Annotated in this window: 15 protein-coding genes; 4 read left to right on the top strand and 11 right to left on the bottom strand. The window is 67.3% G+C overall.

Annotation, left to right across the window (positions count from 1 at the left end; all coding sequences use genetic code 11):
• The first annotated feature begins 261 nt into the window (after nucleotides 1-261).
• Complete coding sequence (rpoH, locus tag C2U58_RS11870) at nucleotides 262-1137, top strand: RNA polymerase sigma factor RpoH (RefSeq protein ID WP_102946043.1); 876 nt, start codon at nucleotides 262-264, stop codon at nucleotides 1135-1137.
• A gap of 69 nt (nucleotides 1138-1206) precedes the next feature.
• Here rpoH and purD read toward each other — a convergent pair whose 3' ends face one another.
• From purD to prmA, 5 genes are all read right to left on the bottom strand, one after another.
• Nucleotides 1207-2493, bottom strand: coding sequence for a phosphoribosylamine--glycine ligase (purD, locus tag C2U58_RS11865; protein WP_102946042.1), 1287 nt, complete (start codon nucleotides 2491-2493; stop codon nucleotides 1207-1209).
• Between the two features lie 28 nt (nucleotides 2494-2521).
• Nucleotides 2522-4105, bottom strand: coding sequence for a bifunctional phosphoribosylaminoimidazolecarboxamide formyltransferase/IMP cyclohydrolase (gene purH, locus C2U58_RS11860; protein WP_102946041.1), 1584 nt, complete (start codon nucleotides 4103-4105; stop codon nucleotides 2522-2524).
• A gap of 62 nt (nucleotides 4106-4167) precedes the next feature.
• A complete protein-coding gene (fis, locus tag C2U58_RS11855) occupies nucleotides 4168-4443 on the bottom strand; it encodes a DNA-binding transcriptional regulator Fis (RefSeq protein ID WP_068854228.1) in 276 nt (91 codons plus the stop codon).
• A gap of 112 nt (nucleotides 4444-4555) precedes the next feature.
• Entirely contained in the window at nucleotides 4556-5392 is an 837-nt protein-coding gene (locus C2U58_RS11850; RefSeq protein ID WP_102946040.1) for a DUF3426 domain-containing protein, read from the bottom strand.
• A 29-nt stretch (nucleotides 5393-5421) separates the two neighbouring features.
• The gene (prmA, locus tag C2U58_RS11845) at nucleotides 5422-6342 is read right to left on the bottom strand and encodes a 50S ribosomal protein L11 methyltransferase (protein ID WP_102946039.1); all 921 of its coding nucleotides are present in this window, start codon (nucleotides 6340-6342) and stop codon (nucleotides 5422-5424) included.
• 171 nt (nucleotides 6343-6513) lie between these two features.
• Between prmA and C2U58_RS11840 the strand changes: the two genes are divergently transcribed.
• The 3 genes from C2U58_RS11840 to C2U58_RS11830 all read left to right on the top strand — a co-directional run bounded on the left by C2U58_RS11840 (nucleotide 6514) and on the right by C2U58_RS11830 (nucleotide 10157).
• Nucleotides 6514-7473, top strand: a complete 960-nt coding sequence (locus tag C2U58_RS11840; RefSeq protein ID WP_102946038.1) for a hypothetical protein — start codon at nucleotides 6514-6516, stop codon at nucleotides 7471-7473.
• The gene (locus tag C2U58_RS11835; RefSeq protein ID WP_102946037.1) at nucleotides 7470-7856 is read left to right on the top strand and encodes a hypothetical protein; all 387 of its coding nucleotides are present in this window, start codon (nucleotides 7470-7472) and stop codon (nucleotides 7854-7856) included. Before C2U58_RS11840 ends, C2U58_RS11835 begins: the two co-directional genes overlap by 4 nt.
• Nucleotides 7857-8024: 168 nt before the next feature.
• Nucleotides 8025-10157 carry a hypothetical protein gene (locus C2U58_RS11830; RefSeq protein ID WP_146033452.1) on the top strand — a complete coding sequence of 711 codons (2133 nt, stop codon included), beginning with the start codon at nucleotides 8025-8027 and terminating at the stop codon, nucleotides 10155-10157.
• A 60-nt stretch (nucleotides 10158-10217) separates the two neighbouring features.
• Here the strand turns inward: C2U58_RS11830 and accC are convergent, their stop codons facing one another.
• From accC to C2U58_RS11800, 6 genes are all read right to left on the bottom strand, one after another.
• Nucleotides 10218-11585, bottom strand: a complete 1368-nt coding sequence (gene accC / locus C2U58_RS11825) for an acetyl-CoA carboxylase biotin carboxylase subunit (protein WP_070207357.1) — start codon at nucleotides 11583-11585, stop codon at nucleotides 10218-10220.
• 10 nt (nucleotides 11586-11595) lie between these two features.
• Nucleotides 11596-12084, bottom strand: a complete 489-nt coding sequence (accB, locus tag C2U58_RS11820; protein WP_102946035.1) for an acetyl-CoA carboxylase biotin carboxyl carrier protein — start codon at nucleotides 12082-12084, stop codon at nucleotides 11596-11598.
• A gap of 68 nt (nucleotides 12085-12152) precedes the next feature.
• Nucleotides 12153-12596 carry a type II 3-dehydroquinate dehydratase gene (aroQ, locus tag C2U58_RS11815; RefSeq protein ID WP_102946034.1) on the bottom strand — a complete coding sequence of 148 codons (444 nt, stop codon included), beginning with the start codon at nucleotides 12594-12596 and terminating at the stop codon, nucleotides 12153-12155.
• Nucleotides 12597-12934: 338 nt separating this feature from the next.
• Complete coding sequence (locus C2U58_RS11810; protein WP_102946033.1) at nucleotides 12935-13564, bottom strand: response regulator; 630 nt, start codon at nucleotides 13562-13564, stop codon at nucleotides 12935-12937.
• 32 nt (nucleotides 13565-13596) lie between these two features.
• The gene (locus C2U58_RS11805; RefSeq protein ID WP_102946032.1) at nucleotides 13597-13968 is read right to left on the bottom strand and encodes a response regulator; all 372 of its coding nucleotides are present in this window, start codon (nucleotides 13966-13968) and stop codon (nucleotides 13597-13599) included.
• Nucleotides 13965-15497: a PAS domain-containing sensor histidine kinase gene (locus C2U58_RS11800; protein ID WP_102946031.1), complete on the bottom strand. Its 1533-nt coding sequence runs from the start codon at nucleotides 15495-15497 to the stop codon at nucleotides 13965-13967. Before C2U58_RS11800 ends, C2U58_RS11805 begins: the two co-directional genes overlap by 4 nt.
• Between the last annotated feature and the right edge of the window lie 114 nt (nucleotides 15498-15611).

Here is a 15611-nt window from a genome sequence, read left to right as displayed (position 1 = left end):
CCAGGGCTGAACCGGTGGCAACGTTTTCAAGCTGAACGGGCAGCGGGACGTGGGATTGTGCGGCCCAAACCACGCCGTGATGACGTATTTGGCCCTATATCATTGAATACAAAGGAAATGTTGGCGACACCTGACCACTCGCCAGTGTCACCATTTCCCTGTAGGTTAGAGGGGTGATCCGATCCATCGTTTCATCAGTGAGACGCTGGAACTTTTCCACCCCTTAGCAGTCCAATTCCGTGACTGCTAAAATGCCAACCTATGAGCCAGAACATGTCTACTGCCCTTGTGGCAAACAATCTTCCGATTCCCAGTGCGCTCGGTTCGCTGGACGCCTACATCGGCGCCGTGCACCAGATCCCGGTGTTGACGGTCGATGACGAGCAGGACCTGGCCCGCCGCTTCCGCGACGAACAGGACCTGGACGCCGCGCGCGAGCTGGTCCATTCCCACCTGCGCTTCGTGGTGCACGTGGCCCGTGGCTACAACGGCTACGGCCTTGCACTGGGCGACCTGATCCAGGAAGGCAACATCGGCCTGATGAAGGCGGTGAAGCGCTTCGACCCGGACATGGGCGTTCGCCTGGTGTCGTTCGCCGTGCACTGGATCCGTGCCGAAATGCACGAGTTCATCCTGAAGAACTGGCGCATCGTCAAGGTCGCCACGACCAAGGCGCAGCGCAAGCTGTTCTTCAACCTGCGCAAGTCCAAGACCCGCCTGGGCTGGATGAACGCGGCTGAAGTCACCGCCGTGGCCAAGGACCTCAACGTGTCCGAGCGCGAAGTGCTCGAAATGGAATCGCGCCTGTCCGGCCGCGATATCGGTTTCGACGCGCCGACCGACGAAGACAACGACCACGCGCCGCCGTCGCCGGCCGCGTTCCTGGTCGCCAACGACGAAGACCCGTCGATGGCCTATGAGCGTGCCGACAGCGAAGACAACCAGCTGCAGCTGCTGCGCGAAGGCATGGCCGAGCTCGACGCCCGCTCGCGCGACATCATCCGTCGCCGCTGGCTGGACGCCGACAGCAAGGTCACCCTGCAGGAACTGGCCGACGAGTACGGCGTTTCCGCCGAACGCATCCGCCAGGTGGAAGCGAACGCGCTGAAAAAGATGAAGGCGCTGTTTACTGCCTGATGCAGGTTCAACGCACGAAACAGAAAACCCGGCAATGCCGGGTTTTTTGTTGTCTGTTCGATCGCAGGGTCAGGCCTGCTCGCGCGCAATTGCACGCCAGCCGATGTCATCGCGATGGAACTCGTGGTCCCACGTGATCTTCGCCACGCCTGCATACGCATTGGCCTGTGCATCGCCCACGCTGTCGCCCAGCGCCGCCACGCACAGCACGCGGCCGCCGGCGCTGAGCACCTGGCCCTGCGCATCCAGCGTGGTGCCGGCATGGAACACCTTGGCGGTGGACGGGACCTGGTCCAACCCGTGGATGACATCGCCGGTGATCGGCGCTTCGGGGTAGGGCGAGGCCGCCATCACCACGCCCAGCGACGGGCGCGCGTCCCACTGCGCTTCCACCTCATGCAGGCGCACGTCGATGGCCGCTTCGACCAGTTCCACCAGGTCCGACTGCAGGCGCAGCATCACCGGCTGGGTTTCCGGGTCGCCGAAGCGCACGTTGAACTCGATGACCTTCGGCGCGCCGCTGGCGTCGATCATCAGGCCCGCATAGAGGAACCCGGTAAACGGAATGCCATCGGCGATCATGCCCTGCACGGTGGGATTGACCACCTCGCGCATCACGCGCGCATGCACCTCGTCGGTCACCACCGGTGCCGGCGAGTACGCGCCCATGCCGCCGGTGTTGGGGCCGGTGTCGCCATTGCCGACGCGCTTGTGATCCTGCGAGGTCGCCATCGGCAGCGCGGTGGTGCCATCGACCATCGAGATGAAGCTGGCTTCCTCGCCCTCGAGGAATTCCTCGATCACCACGCGTGCGCCGGCGTCGCCGAAAGCGTTGCCCGACAGCATGTCGCGCACCGCGTCTTCGGCTTCCTGCTGGGTCATCGCCACGATCACGCCCTTGCCGGCGGCTAGGCCATCGGCCTTGACCACGATCGGCGCGCCCTTTTCGCGGAGGTAGGCCAGCGCCGCGTCCACCTCGGTGTGCACCGCATAGAACGCGGTGGGGATGTTGTGCCGGGCCAGGAAGTCCTTGGCGTAGGCCTTGCTGCCCTCCAGCTGCGCGGCGGCGGCGGTCGGCCCGAAGATGCGGTGCCCGGCAGCGCGGAAGCGATCCACCACGCCCGCCACCAGCGGTACTTCCGGACCTACCACGGTCAGTTCAATGCCTTCTGCTTTCACCAGCTCGAGCAGGCCATCCAGATCGGTGACCTTGATCGCGATGTTGCGGCACTTGGGTTCGTTCGCGGTGCCCGCATTGCCAGGCGCCACCAGCACTTCACTGACACGGGGAGACTGGGCCAGCTTCCAGGCCAATGCATGTTCACGGCCGCCGGAGCCGATGACGAGGATTTTCAAGGCAGTTCTCGCAGCAGAAGGGGGAGAATCAATGACGGAAGTGGCGCACGCCGGTGAACACCATCGCCAGCCCGTGTTCGTCGGCTGCCGCGATGACTTCGGCGTCGCGCATCGAACCGCCCGGCTGGATCACCGCCTTGATGCCGGCTGCGGCAGCAGCGTCGATGCCGTCGCGGAACGGGAAGAAGGCATCCGACGCCATCACCGAACCTTCCACCACCAGGTTCGCATCGGCCGCCTTGATGCCGGCGATGCGCGCCGAGTACACGCGGCTCATCTGGCCGGCACCAACGCCGATGGTGCGGTTGTCCTTTGCGTACACGATGGCATTGGACTTCACGAACTTGGCCACGTTCCAGGCGAACAGCAGGTCAGCGAACTGCTTGTCGGTCGGCGCCACCTTGCTGACCACGGTGAGCTCGTCGCGGCTCATGCCGCGGTTGTCGGCGCTCTGCACCAGCAGGCCCGAACCGATGCGCTTGGTGTCGTAGTTGTTGCGGCCGTCGCCGTGCGGAATGCGCAGCACGCGCACGTTGGCCTTCTTCTGCGCGTATTCCAGTGCGGCCGGCTCGTAGTCCGGCGCGATCAGCACTTCAACGAACTGGCGGTCCAGGATCACCTTGGCCGTGGCTGCATCCAGCGGCTTGTTGAAGGCGATGATGCCGCCGAACGCGCTGGTCGGGTCGGTCGCATAGGCCAGTTCATAGGCATCGCCGTTGCCGGCGCCCACGGCCACGCCGCACGGGTTGGCGTGCTTGACGATGACGCAGGCCGGCGCGTCGAACTGCCGCACGCATTCCCACGCCGCGTCGGCGTCGGCCAGGTTGTTGTAGCTCAGTTCCTTGCCCTGCAGCTGCTGGAACGTGGCCAGCGTGCCCGGCACCGGGTACAGGTCCCGGTAGAACGCGCCGGTCTGATGCGGGTTTTCGCCGTAGCGCAGGTCCATGACCTTCACGAAGCTGGAGTTCATCTGCGCCGGGAACTCGGTGCGCAGCGGCACGGCCGCGTCGGTCGCGGTGACGGCCGACAGGTAATTGCTGATCGCCGCGTCGTACTGGGCCACGCGGTTGAACGCGGCTACCGAGAACGCGAAGCGCTTGGCGGCCGAGAGCTTGCCATCATTCGCATCGAGCTCGGCCAGCAGTTCCGCATACTGCGACGGGTCGGTGGCTACCGCGACGCGCGCGAAGTTCTTGGCGGCCGAACGCAGCATGGCCGGGCCGCCGATGTCGATGTTCTCCACCGCATCGGCCAGCGAGCAGTCCGCGTTGGCGGTGACGCTCTCGAACGGATACAGGTTCAGCACCAGCAGGTCGATCGGCGCGATGCCGTGTTCGGCCATCACCGCTTCGTCCTGGCCGGCGCGGCCGAGCAGGCCACCGTGTACCAGCGGGTGCAGGGTCTTGACCCGGCCGTCCATCATTTCCGGGAAGCCGGTGACGTCGGCCACGTCCTTGACCGGCAAGCCCGCGTCGCGGATCGCCTTGGCGGTGCCGCCGGTGGAAAGCAGTTCGACGTTGCGCGCAACCAGCGCACGGGCCAGGTCAAGCAGGCCGGTCTTGTCGGAAACGGAAAGCAGGGCCCGGCGCACGGGCAGCAGATCGGAACTCATGGGGGCAGGAGATCGAAGCGGAGCGGGCCCATATTGTAGGCCGTCCCGACCACCCCCGGGCATTACGTGGCGATGCCGTATTCCTTCAGCTTCTTGCGCAGGGTGGCGCGGTGGATGCCCAGCATCGACGCCGCACGGCTCTGGTTGCCTTCGCAGTGGTTGAGCACCTCCACGAACAACGGGATTTCCATCTCGCGCAGCACGATTTCGTACACGTCATCCGCGTCGCAGCCATCCAGGTCGCGCAGGTAGCGACGCACCGACTGGGCCACGTGCTCGCGCAGCGGCGGCTTCGGCGCGCCACGACTATTGTCAGGACGAGAAAGGACTGCGTTCAAGAAGGATCCCGGTGCGAAGCCAGGGCGGACCACAACCCTGGCGGAAAATTTGGAGGGGGTCAGTCTAGCGCGTGCGCCGCCGCCCCGCCACGCTCGCCGACAGGATGCCGGGTTACAGGAATTCGAAGGTGAATGCGACGGTGGAGGCGGCCGGCTCGCGCACCCGAAACGCGATCTGCGCGCTCTGGCCCGGTTCCAGCACCGCTGCGGCGTCCGTTGCGGGGTCCAGGTAGTCGTGCGGGGCGAACACGCGGGTGCCGATCACGCGGCCGTCGGCGTCGGACAGCGACAGCCGCAGCGACGGCCAGCCCTGTGCCCAGCGCGCATCGTTGCGGAAGCTGGCCTGCACCTGCAGGGCCCCGGGCTGGCCTGGCACCGGGCGCACGTCGCGGCCGATCATGCTGAAGGCGGTGGGTTCTTGCCACGCCGGCAGGCTGCAGCGCAGCACGCTGCACAGCCCGGCGATCCACGGGCGGCTGCCGGCGTCGGCGGCCAGCCGCGCGCGGTCGGCCACGGCAATCTGCAGCGCCAGCACCACCACCAGGCCCGCCACCAGCCCCCACTGCCAGCGCGGGGTGGGCAGCGGCGCTTCGGGTGCGCGCATGAAGCTGGGCGCGGCGGGTGCCGCCTCCGCTTCGGGCTGCTCCGCCAGGCGCCTGAACGCCTCATCACCTGCAGGGTCGTGCGCGACCCTGTCGTCCGCGCTGTCGACGGAGACCGGTTCGGCGACCTCCGGTTCGCTAGCTGCATCCTGCGCAGCGATGTCCTCGTGGTCGCTTGCGCTGACCGGGTTGTCCGACGCGCTGTCCATTTCCGTGTCCCGTTCCTTGTCCACTGTCGTCCCATCGACATCCGTCGGCGGCACCGGGGCGTCATCCGCAGGTGCACCGGATGATGCACGCAGGAACGTGGCCAGCGGGCGGCGCGGGGGCGGGGTGGACTCGGTCATCGGGTCAGCGCCGGGCGAAGGTGCCTCATTCAAGCACGACGGACGCCGGTGATGCGCATCCAGTCGCCGTCCTGGGCCACTTCAAGCTGCTCGAACCACGGCGCATAACGCACCAGCAGTTCGTCTTCCTGTCCGTGCAGGATGCCCGACAGCGCGATCCGGCCAGCCGGTGCCACGCGCGCGGCCAGCACGTCGGCCAGCGCGTCCAGTGCCGAGGCCAGGATGTTCGCCACCACCACCGGGTAGGTCGCCTGGGGTTCGTCGGAGGGCAGGAAGACCTGCACCTGGTCCTGCAGGCCGTTGCGTTCGGCATTGTCGCCGGTCGCGATCACCGCCTGCGGGTCATTGTCCACGCCCACCGCGCGGGCGGCGCCGAGCTTGAGTGCGGCCAGCGCCAGGATTCCCGAGCCGCAGCCGAAGTCCAGCACGGTCTGCCCGGCCAGCGCGCCCTCGGCGGCCAGACCGTCCAGCCAGCGCAGGCACAGCGCGGTGGTGGGGTGCGTGCCCGAACCGAACGCCAGGCCCGGGTCCAGGCGCACCACGGCCGCGTCGGCAGCCTGCGCGGCGTCCGGCAGTTCATGGTTCCACGGCACGATCCAGGTGCGCTCGCCGAACGCCATCGGCTGGAACTGGTCGAGCCAGGCACGTTCCCAGTCCTCGTCCTGCACCGCGCGGAAACTGGCGGTATTCCATTCCAGGCCCGGGTCGAACGCTTCCAGTGCGGCCAGCAGCGCCAGCGCATTGGTGTCGGACGGAAACAGGGCGCTCAGCACCAGGTCGTTCCACAGCGGCGTTTCGCCCACGCCGGGCTCCAGGATGGCGCGCTCGTTGCTGGTATCGGCATCGGCGTCGAGCAGGGTCACCGCCAGCGCGCCGACGTCGTCCAGCGCGTTCTCGTAGCGGGGCTGGGTGGCTTCGGTGCAATGGAGGGTGAGTTCCAGGAACGGCATGTCGGTAACAACCTGCGGAAAACGGTGAATGCTAGACCATTGCGCCGGGCGACGGCAGCTTCGGTCTCCCGCCGGCTTGAGAATCAATGGGATGCCGTGTTCAGACAGCGGGAAGCGTCATTGCTAAACTCCGCAGCCTGCGGCGTGTGTTCCGCGAACCGGTTCCCCTGAATGGCCCTCGTGCCCACCCTCAAAACCTGGCTGCTGGTGGTACCGGCCCTGGCCTTGCTGGGCGTGGTGGGGTATCGCGCGGGCGGCCGTGCGCTGCATCTGGACGCGCCGGCCACGGCGGCGGATGAAGTGCCGGCCGCCAGTGGCGCGACGATGCCGCTGCAGGCCCGGCAGCTGGCGCGCCAGTTGCTGGCCAGCGAACGCAGCGCTGCGGTGCCGTCGGGATTGCCGCTGGACATCCGCGCCGATATCGAAGGCGACACCGACCTGTTCGCCTATGCGCAGCGCCTGCGCCTGCAGGCGGGCAACGGCAATGCCGAGGCCGGCTGGATGGTCAGCCGCGTGTACGACTACTGCGCCATCTATGCGATGGATCCGGGCGGCTACCAGCTCGACAATACCCTGCTGACCGGCATGGGCATGAGCGCGTCGGCACCGATGGTGCAGGCACGCGAACGCGTCGCACGGCGCTGTGCCGGGTTCGTGTCCAGCGACGGGCTGGGGCGCAGCCTGATCCTGACCCAGCGCACGCTGGCCGCACGCGCCGGCAACCTGGCCGCCGAAGCGGCGCTGTTCGCCGACGGCCAGCCGTTGAAGGACGGTCCCGAATACCGCCGCAACCTGGTCGAGCGGGTGATGGAATCGCGCGATCCGGAAGCGTACATGGCCATTTCCACGGCCATGGGCCAGCGCGCCAGTGGCGACGCCGCGCTGCAGGGCCTGGTGGCGGGCGATCAGTTCAGCGAACTGGCGTGGCGTCTTGCCGCGTGCGAATTGGGCATGGCCTGCGGGCCGGACAGTGTGCTGATGAACAATTTCTGTGCGAATGGAGGGATCTGTTCGCAGGACGGTGGGCAGGACTTTTCCACATTCGTGTATGACGCCGCGGTATCGCGGCAAGGTGCGGGAAAAATGAAGACGTTGGTTGAACAGTTGATCAAGCGGAGTGGCCGCGCATGAATTACCGTCGATTCCTGCATGGTGCAAAATTCTGGTTCTGGGTGGCGCTGTTCGTGGCCTACTCGGCCGGTGCGGTCGGGCTGGTGATGATCGATACCTACGATGACCGCTACCGGAAGTTGTCCAAGGTAACGCTCACCTCGGTGAAGGCGCAGGAAGACGTGCGCCGGGCCGGTGCCAGCCAGGTCGCGGCGGTGTACCGCGCGCAGAGCGGCATGCCGTTCGCCTCGCTGCCGGCCGGCAGCACCTTCCAGGTGGTCTGGCCGGACGGCTCCACCGAAACCATGGTGATCGTCGACCCGACCTCGTCGCTCGGCGTGGCACCGGTCAAGGACACCCAGGTCACCGCGGCCGAGGTCACTGCGGCCGACGCCGCCCGCTGACGATACGGATCCGGCACAGCCAGCCGGGTCCGATCATGCGCTGATCGTGCCGATTGCGTCACGATGATTCACGGCATCTATCGATTCTGCGATTGAGGTAGGCAGCGTCGCTTGGACAGAAGCGCGCGGCTTCGATTTCATCGGGCACGCCCTTCCATCGAGCTGCCCATGCCCACTTCCGCTGCCGAGCACCGGCACGCGACCGGTCGCCACCATGCCGGTCGCCCTGTTTTCGCCCCGACGCCCCATCCGCTGGACACCCGCGCCATTCGTCGGGTTGAAACCCCGGTGCAGGCATTGGCAGCGGTGCTGTCGATCACCAATGCCACCGGCATGCCGACCACAACCGGTCGCCCACCTGCGGTGTCGGCCCATCCGTTGCAGTCGGCGAACTGCATTCCCGTACCGCCCGCCTCCGGCATGCCGGGCGCACTGCACACCGTGGCGGGCCTCCTGCGCAGCCCGGTCAGCGAACTGTTCACCGACGCCCGCAACGCCTGGGAGCGCCACGAAGGCGTGCGCTGCGCGCCGCCCGTGGGTCCTGGCATGCGTGCGCTGCTGCAGGCAGGCGATGCGGCCGCCACCATCATCGAAGCGGCCGGCATAGGCGCGCGCGGGGTGTTCGCCCTGCAGACGGCGGGAGAAGCGCTCGACCTGACCGCCGACGCGCTCGAGCACAAGCCATTGGACCGCGCCGAACTGACCGACGCCGCACTTGCCCTCGGTGGGGCAAGAGGCCTGGTAGAGCCGGGCCCTGCCCGGCTGGATCCGGACCCGGTCGAGGACCCTCGCCCCGCGCGCGCGCCCCAGGTGGGCATCCGCCAGACCAGCGCCGAACTGCACGACGGTCGCATCCTGGTGCCGTTCGAAGGCCGCGAGCGTGCGCTGGGCATCAGCGAGGGACGCCTGCAGGTACTGGACGACACCGGCTACGTCGATGTGGCGTTCGACAGCAGCGACTGGACCTGGAGGCGGGTCACGACGCCGCAGGGCACAACCTCCCGCGTTGCCCGCATCGACAGCTCCATTCCCCTGTTCGACACGGTGGCAGCGCAGCTGAAAGCGCAGCGACCACTGGACCACGCCACGCTGCGGCTGGACCTGCTTGGCCCGGAGGGCATCCTGTACTACAACGACGCCGTCAGCGGGCGCGCCGGCAACGCGGTCTGCGTGGACGGCCGCTACTACGCCGCCACGCTCGGCGAGGCACTGTCGCTGCGCATCGGCACCCTTGAGCTGGTCAAGCGCGACGGCGTTTACCACCTGCGTGAAAAGGCGCCCACGCCGGTGCGCACGCTGCGCTGCCGCCGCGCGCCGGGAGAGGCCTGCGCCGCGCTGCTGCCGGAGTTCTCCACGGAGCTGTCCGGCACGCTGGAGGCGCATTACGGGCGCGCACTCGACGCGCAGCAGGCGCGCGCACGCGGCCTCCAGCCGGACATCGGCCGCCCCGGCTGGTACATCAGCCTCAAGGGCGGTCGCCTGCGCCACTTCGTGCGCTACCGGGAGCGCTACTTCCGGGTGCGGATCCGCGAGGTGGACGAGCACACCCGGCGTATTTCGGTCTACCTGCCGCGCGGCATCGGCGCTGCGCGCCTGCATCGTCGTGGCCAGCCCGCGCACCACATCGTCGACATGCGCCAGGCCATCCCAAAGGAAGAAAACCGGTTCATGACCCAGGCCGAGTTCAACGTGGAGTACCGCGGCATGCCCAGCCTGGAGGCCGCGCAGGTGTACGAAAGCGCGGTGGCCCAGAACGATCGGCTGCGCCTGAGCCAGCTGCAGCGCGCCGCGATCCGCAGTTACCTCACCTGGCGCCGGCGGTCCATGGATGACTTCCTGCAGTACGGCAGCGTGCAGCCGGTCTTCCGCGACTCCGAACAGGTAGTGGCGCGGATCAACCGCGGCCTGGCGCGCATTCCGCCGCACGCGGGGCGCGTGTACGTGGCGCTGGCGGTGGACGCGGCGCAACTGGCTGGCCTGCAGGAAGGGCAGGTCGTCTACAGCCGGACGTTCCTGGTGGCCAGTGGCGACCGGGGACGCGCGGTGAGCGCGGCGGCAGGCGCCGGCGATGGCCCGCAGGGCGCCTCAACGGTGGTGACCCTGCAGGTACAGAAGCATGCGCACCCCACCGGGCTGCTCTCGCTGCAGGACGAAGCGCAGGTGATGATCGGCAACAACGTGCTGTTCAAGGTCACCGGCAAGGCGCCGGGCGAACTGCAGCTGGAGGAGCTGGGCGCCGCACGCCAGGCGCTGGGCACGCTCGGCGCGCAACCCCTGCTGGCAACCCCACTACGGGACTAGCCCCAAAACGCGTGGAGCCGGGCTCTGCCCGGCTCCACGCAATCCAACTACCCAGCGCGATCAGGTCAACGCAATCGACTTGTTCTTGCGCTCGGCCAGACGCTTTTCCAGGTAGTGGATGTTCTGTCCACCCGCCTGGAAGCCCTTGTCGCGCATGATGCGCTGCTGCAGGGCCACGTTGGTCTTGATCCCGTCCACCACCATCTCGCTCAGCGCAACGCGCATGCGCGCAATCGCGGTCTCACGGTCCGGACCGTGCACGATCAGCTTGCCGATCATCGAGTCGTAGTTCGACGGCACGCGGTACCCGGCGTAGATGTGCGTATCCACGCGCACACCCGGGCCACCCGGCGGATGGAAGGCGGTGATCTGCCCCGGGCTCGGCACGAAGGTTTCGGCGTCTTCAGCGTTGATGCGGCACTCGATCGCGTGACCGGTGAGCACGATGTCGCTCTGCTTGATGCTGAGCTTGTGGCCGGCGGCAATGCGCAGCTGCTCCACCACCAGGTCGATACCGGTCACCATTTCGGTCACCGGATGCTCCACCTGGATGCGGGTGTTCATTTCGATGAAGTAGAAGCGGCCGTCTTCGTACAGGAACTCGAAGGTGCCCGCACCGCGATAACCGATGCGCACGCACGCCTCGGTGCACACCTTGCCGATCTCTTCGCGCTGCTCGGCGCTGATGCCCGGCGCTGGCGCTTCTTCCACCACCTTCTGGTGGCGGCGCTGCATCGAGCAGTCGCGCTCACCCAGGTGGATGGCGTTGCCCTGGCCGTCGGCCAGCACCTGGATTTCCACGTGGCGCGGATTTTCCAGGAACTTCTCCATGTACACCTCGCCATTGCCGAACGCGGCCTTGGCCTCGCTCTTGGTGGTTTCGATGGAGGTCTTCAGCGACGCCTCGGCGTGCACCACGCGCATGCCGCGGCCACCGCCGCCGCCGGCGGCCTTGATGATGACCGGGTAGCCGATCTCACGGGCAATCTTGGTGTTGGCCACGATGTCGTCGCCAAGCGGGCCGCCCGAGCCGGGCACGCACGGCACGCCGGCGGCCTTCATCGCGCGGATCGCTTCGACCTTGTCGCCCATCATGCGGATGGTGTCGGCCTTGGGGCCGATGAAGATGAAGCCGGACTCCTCCACGCGCTCGGCGAAGTCGGCGTTCTCGGACAGGAAGCCGTAGCCCGGGTGGATGGCCTGGGCGTCGGTGACTTCCGCCGCGGCGATCAGCGCCGGAATGTTGAGGTAGCTTTCCGGCGACGGGCCCGGACCGATGCAGACCGACTCGTCGGCCATGGCCACGTGCTTGAGGTTGCGGTCGACCGTGGAATGCACGGCCACCGTGCGGATGCCCAGGGTATGGCACGCGCGCAGGATGCGCAGCGCGATCTCACCCCGGTTGGCAATAACGACTTTGTCGAGCATGGACGGATCCTTAGCCGATCACGAACAGCGGCTGGTCGAATTCGACCGGCTGGCCGTTTTCACCCAGGATGGCCACGATGGTGCCGGAAGCATCGGCTTCGATCGGGTTGAACATCTTCATCGCTTCGATGATCGCCAGCGTTTCGCCGGCCTTGACCTGCTGGCCGACCGACACGAAGGCCGGCTTGTCCGGCGCGGACGAGGTGTAGAAGGTGCCGACCATCGGCGAGCGCAGCACGTGGCCTTCCGGCAGGGCCGGACCCGGCTTGGCGGTGCCGCCGGTGGACGCTTCGGTCGGCGACTGCATCGGCATCGCCGGTGCGGCGGCCTGGGCAGCCGGCGGCGCCATCACCATCTGCGGCGCGGCCTGCACCACGCCGTAGCCCGAGACCGGGGCGCGCGACAGGCGGACGGATTCTTCGCCTTCCTTGATTTCGATTTCGGCAAGGTTCGACTCTTCCAGCAGGTCGATCAGCTTCTTGATTTTGCGGAGATCCATAGGGGCCTCTTGTTTTTGATGTCTAGTGTGGTGGGAAGCGCGTTGCGCTCGGGTCAATTCAATGGGGTTCAGGCTGCTGCCAGCCGGGCCAGCGCCGCGTCCATGGCATAACGGTAGCTGTCGGCACCGAAGCCGCAGATGACGCCGACCGCCTTGTCGCTGAAATAGCTGTGCTGGCGGAACGGTTCGCGGGCATGCGGGTTGGACAGGTGGATTTCGATGAACGGCACGTCCACCGCGGCCAGCGCGTCGCGCAGGGCCACCGAGGTGTGGGTGAACGCGGCCGGATTGATCAGGATGAAGGTGGTACCGTCGGTACGGGCAGCCTGCACCCGGTCCACCAGCACGTGCTCGGCGTTGGACTGCAGGCTCTCTACCGCGTGCCCGGCGGCCTGCGCCTGCGCCAGCAGGGCCTGGTCGATCTGCGCCAGCGTGGTGTGCCCATAGACCCCCGGCTCGCGCGTACCGAGCAGGTTGAGGTTGGGGCCGTGCAGGACCAGCAGTTTCGCCATGGGTGCCACGTAACAGGAAAGGGCGGAGTCTGGCGGAACCGGTGGATCGTGTCCAGTTCGGCGAAGTTACGCGCGTTTCAATCGTTTGTTTGAAATGTGGGTGTCGGCTTTGCCACACCCCCGGGTGCGGTCGCCGCAACCCCTGTGGGGCGGACATCTCCGCAACGATCCGCTTGCGCCGGGCGCGCGCAGGTCTGGGCGGCGGCTGGCCCAACGCCTCCCGGCGCCCATGACGCGCTGGGGAGGTAGGGTCGCATCCCAATCGACCGCCTTCAGCACTTCAACGATCGACGGAGGCATGAACCATGGCGGAGACAATGCCGAGACCGCCAGTGCGGTCAATTCGCCCGATTCCCGCCACGATCAAGTACCGCCGCCTGCTTCACCAGCTCCGGCAGTGAACGAGCGCCCATCTTGCGCATCGCCTTGCCGCGATGTGCCTTGACGGTGATCTCGCTGATGCCCAGCTCCGCCGCGATCTGCTTGTTCAGTCGACCGCGCACCACCAGGCCGAGCACGTCCTGCTCGCGCGGGGTCAGCGAGGTGTAGGCGTCCTGCAGCGACCGTATGGACGCCATTCCCTGGAGCGCGGCTTCGCTCGAGGCCAGCGCTTCCGAGATGGCGCACAGCAACGCCTCGCCATCGAACGGCTTGGTCAGGAACTCGACGGCGCCGGCGCGCATGGCGCGCACAGTCAACGGGATGTCGCCGTACCCGGTGATGAAGATGATCGGCAGGTCCGGCCGTTGCGATGCCATCGACGTCTGCAGGTCCAGTCCATTGAGATCTGGTAGGTGGACGTCCAGTACGAGGCACGCCGGTACCTGCGGCCGCGGCTCTTCGAGGAACGCCGTGGCCGAGCTGAACACCATCGGTTGCCAGCCGGCATGCTCGATCATCAGCTCAAGTGACTCGCGCACCGAGATATCGTCGTCGACCACGTACACCAGGGCGGAAGCATGCTGCATGGGGCGTTCTCCGGGGATCGGCGGGCAGTCGCTCAGGGCTGCGGCAGCGCGGCGTTGAGCGCACGCAGCAGCTCGGCCTCGCTGAAGGGTTTGGCCAGGCACTCCACTGCACCTTGCCGGACCAGGCGCGGACGTTCGCTGGCCGAGCCATGCGCGGTGATGAAGATGAGCGGTATCGCGTACTGCCGGCGGCGCAGTTCCAGCATCAGCTCAGGGCCACTCATGCCGGGCATGGCGACGTCCAGGATGAGGCAGCGGGTGCTCTCGATCTCGGCCGAGGCGAGGAACTCGGCGGCCGAAGAAAACGCGGCCACCGTATAGCCGAATTCGCGCAGCAGGTCGGGCAGCGACTCGCGCACCGATTCGTCGTCGTCCACCACCGACACCAGCAGGGCAGGGCTCATGCGCGTGCCTCCGCGCGGGGCAGGGTAAAGGCGAACTGGGCGCCGCCCATGTCCGCCGATTCCACCCAGAGCGCGCCACCGTGGCTGTCGATGATCGAGCGGCTCACCGACAGGCCGATGCCCATGCCGCTGCGCTTGGTGGTGTGGAAGGCCTGGAAGATGCGCTCCGCGTCGTGTGGGTCGACACCGTCGCCGGAGTCACTCACCGACAGACGTACGCGGTCGGTGCCTTCGGTAGCGGTGGTCACGCACAGCCGTCGGGTGCGGTGTTCGAGGGCAGACATGGCTTCGCTGGCATTGAGCAGCAGGTTGAGGATGACCTGCTGTACCTGCACGCGGTCGGCCCAGGCCGGTGGCAACGGGTCCGCGAACCTCAGTTGCAGCGAGATGCCGGCACGGTCCAGTTCGGCCGAGACCAGGGCCAGTACTTCACGGGTCGCTTCGTTCAGATCCAGCGGCTCTGCCGTGGCATCGGCCTTGGCGAACAGCGCCCGCAGGCGCTTGACCACGTCCGACGCGCGGTTACCGTCGCGCAGGGTGCGCCGCACCGTCTCGCGTGCGCCCACGAGATTGGGAGGATCTGCGTTCAACATGCGCATGCAGGTATTGGCGTTGGTGATGATGCCGGCCAGCGGCTGGTTGACCTCATGGGCGATGGAGGCAGTCAACGCGCCCAGGCTCGCGACGCGCGCCACGTGGGCCAGCTCCGAGCGGACCCGGGCCAGCGACAGTTCGGCCTGCTTGCGGTCCTCGATATCGGTGTTCTGCCCGTACCAGCGCAGCACCTTTCCGCTGTCGTCCAGCAACGGCACGGCGCGGATCAGGAACCACCGGTAGCGCTCATCGGCTCCGCGCAGCCTGGCCTCGAAGCTGCCCTGCTCGCCCGACGCCAGCAGGGCATGCCAGTATGCGCCCAGGGGCGCTGCGTCGGCGGGATGGATGCGCGAGGTCCAGCCGCTGCCCAGCGCGTCCTCCGGCTGCATGCCGGTGTAGTCGAACCAGCGCTGGTTGAGGAATTCCACGCTGCCGTCCGGTGCGGCCTGCCAGACGAACCCCGGTACGGTGTCGATCAGGGCGCGCAGCCGCTGTTTCGAGGCGGCCAGTTCGGCCAGTGTCTGCGCCAGCAGCGCTTCACCTCGTTTACGGTCATCGACGTCCACGTCGAGGAAGCACCAGCGCTGGATGCTGCCGGCTGCGTCCCTCACCGGCTGGCCGCGCACGTGGAACCAGCGGTACGCGCCGTCGGCGCGACGTACGCGGTACTCCATCTCGAACCGGTCCCCCGTGGCCACGCAGTGCGCCCACTGTTCGATGGCCTGCGGAAGCTCGTCTGGATGGATCAGCTGCGCAGTCTTCCATGCGCGCTGTTCCTCGAGGCTGGCACCGCGGAATGCGACCGCCTGCTCATTGGCGTACTCCACCTGGCCGTCGGGCGTCATCAGCAGTACCGATGCCGGCATGGCGTCGGCCAGCGCGCGGAACGTGGCGATCGTGGGGTCTTCCGACCCACTGGGTTCTGTCTTCGCCATGGGCTCTGCTCGACGATCGTCAACGGGAAAGGGTGCGCGTCGCTGCGCTGCGTTCCAACCATACCTTGGTGTCGATCCGGCGGGCTCATACAAAGGTATCGACCGATACCTTGG

The organism is Stenotrophomonas sp. VV52 (assembly GCF_002893095.1).
Classification (GTDB): Bacteria; Pseudomonadota; Gammaproteobacteria; order Xanthomonadales; family Xanthomonadaceae; genus Stenotrophomonas; species Stenotrophomonas aracearum.
The sequence above is the reverse complement of the archived record's forward strand: the minus strand, read 5'-3'. Positions and strand labels throughout refer to the sequence as shown.

Bases quoted from the DNA above. Each gene is read 5' to 3' on its own strand.
- C2U58_RS11835 (WP_102946037.1), top strand. From the start codon at position 7,470: ATGAATTACCGTCGATTCCTGCATGGTGCAAAATTCTGGTTCTGGGTG.
- C2U58_RS11810 (WP_102946033.1), bottom strand. From the start codon at position 13,564: ATGCAGCATGCTTCCGCCCTGGTGTACGTGGTCGACGACGATATCTCG.
- C2U58_RS11840 (WP_102946038.1), top strand. From the start codon at position 6,514: ATGGCCCTCGTGCCCACCCTCAAAACCTGGCTGCTGGTGGTACCGGCC.
- C2U58_RS11805 (WP_102946032.1), bottom strand. From the start codon at position 13,968: ATGAGCCCTGCCCTGCTGGTGTCGGTGGTGGACGACGACGAATCGGTG.
- C2U58_RS11850 (WP_102946040.1), bottom strand. From the start codon at position 5,392: ATGACCGAGTCCACCCCGCCCCCGCGCCGCCCGCTGGCCACGTTCCTG.
- purH (WP_102946041.1), bottom strand. From the start codon at position 4,105: ATGAGTTCCGATCTGCTGCCCGTGCGCCGGGCCCTGCTTTCCGTTTCC.
- prmA (WP_102946039.1), bottom strand. From the start codon at position 6,342: ATGCCGTTCCTGGAACTCACCCTCCATTGCACCGAAGCCACCCAGCCC.
- accB (WP_102946035.1), bottom strand. From the start codon at position 12,084: ATGGATCTCCGCAAAATCAAGAAGCTGATCGACCTGCTGGAAGAGTCG.
- C2U58_RS11800 (WP_102946031.1), bottom strand. From the start codon at position 15,497: ATGGCGAAGACAGAACCCAGTGGGTCGGAAGACCCCACGATCGCCACG.
- C2U58_RS11830 (WP_146033452.1), top strand. From the start codon at position 8,025: ATGCCCACTTCCGCTGCCGAGCACCGGCACGCGACCGGTCGCCACCAT.
- accC (WP_070207357.1), bottom strand. From the start codon at position 11,585: ATGCTCGACAAAGTCGTTATTGCCAACCGGGGTGAGATCGCGCTGCGC.
- aroQ (WP_102946034.1), bottom strand. From the start codon at position 12,596: ATGGCGAAACTGCTGGTCCTGCACGGCCCCAACCTCAACCTGCTCGGT.
- rpoH (WP_102946043.1), top strand. From the start codon at position 262: ATGAGCCAGAACATGTCTACTGCCCTTGTGGCAAACAATCTTCCGATT.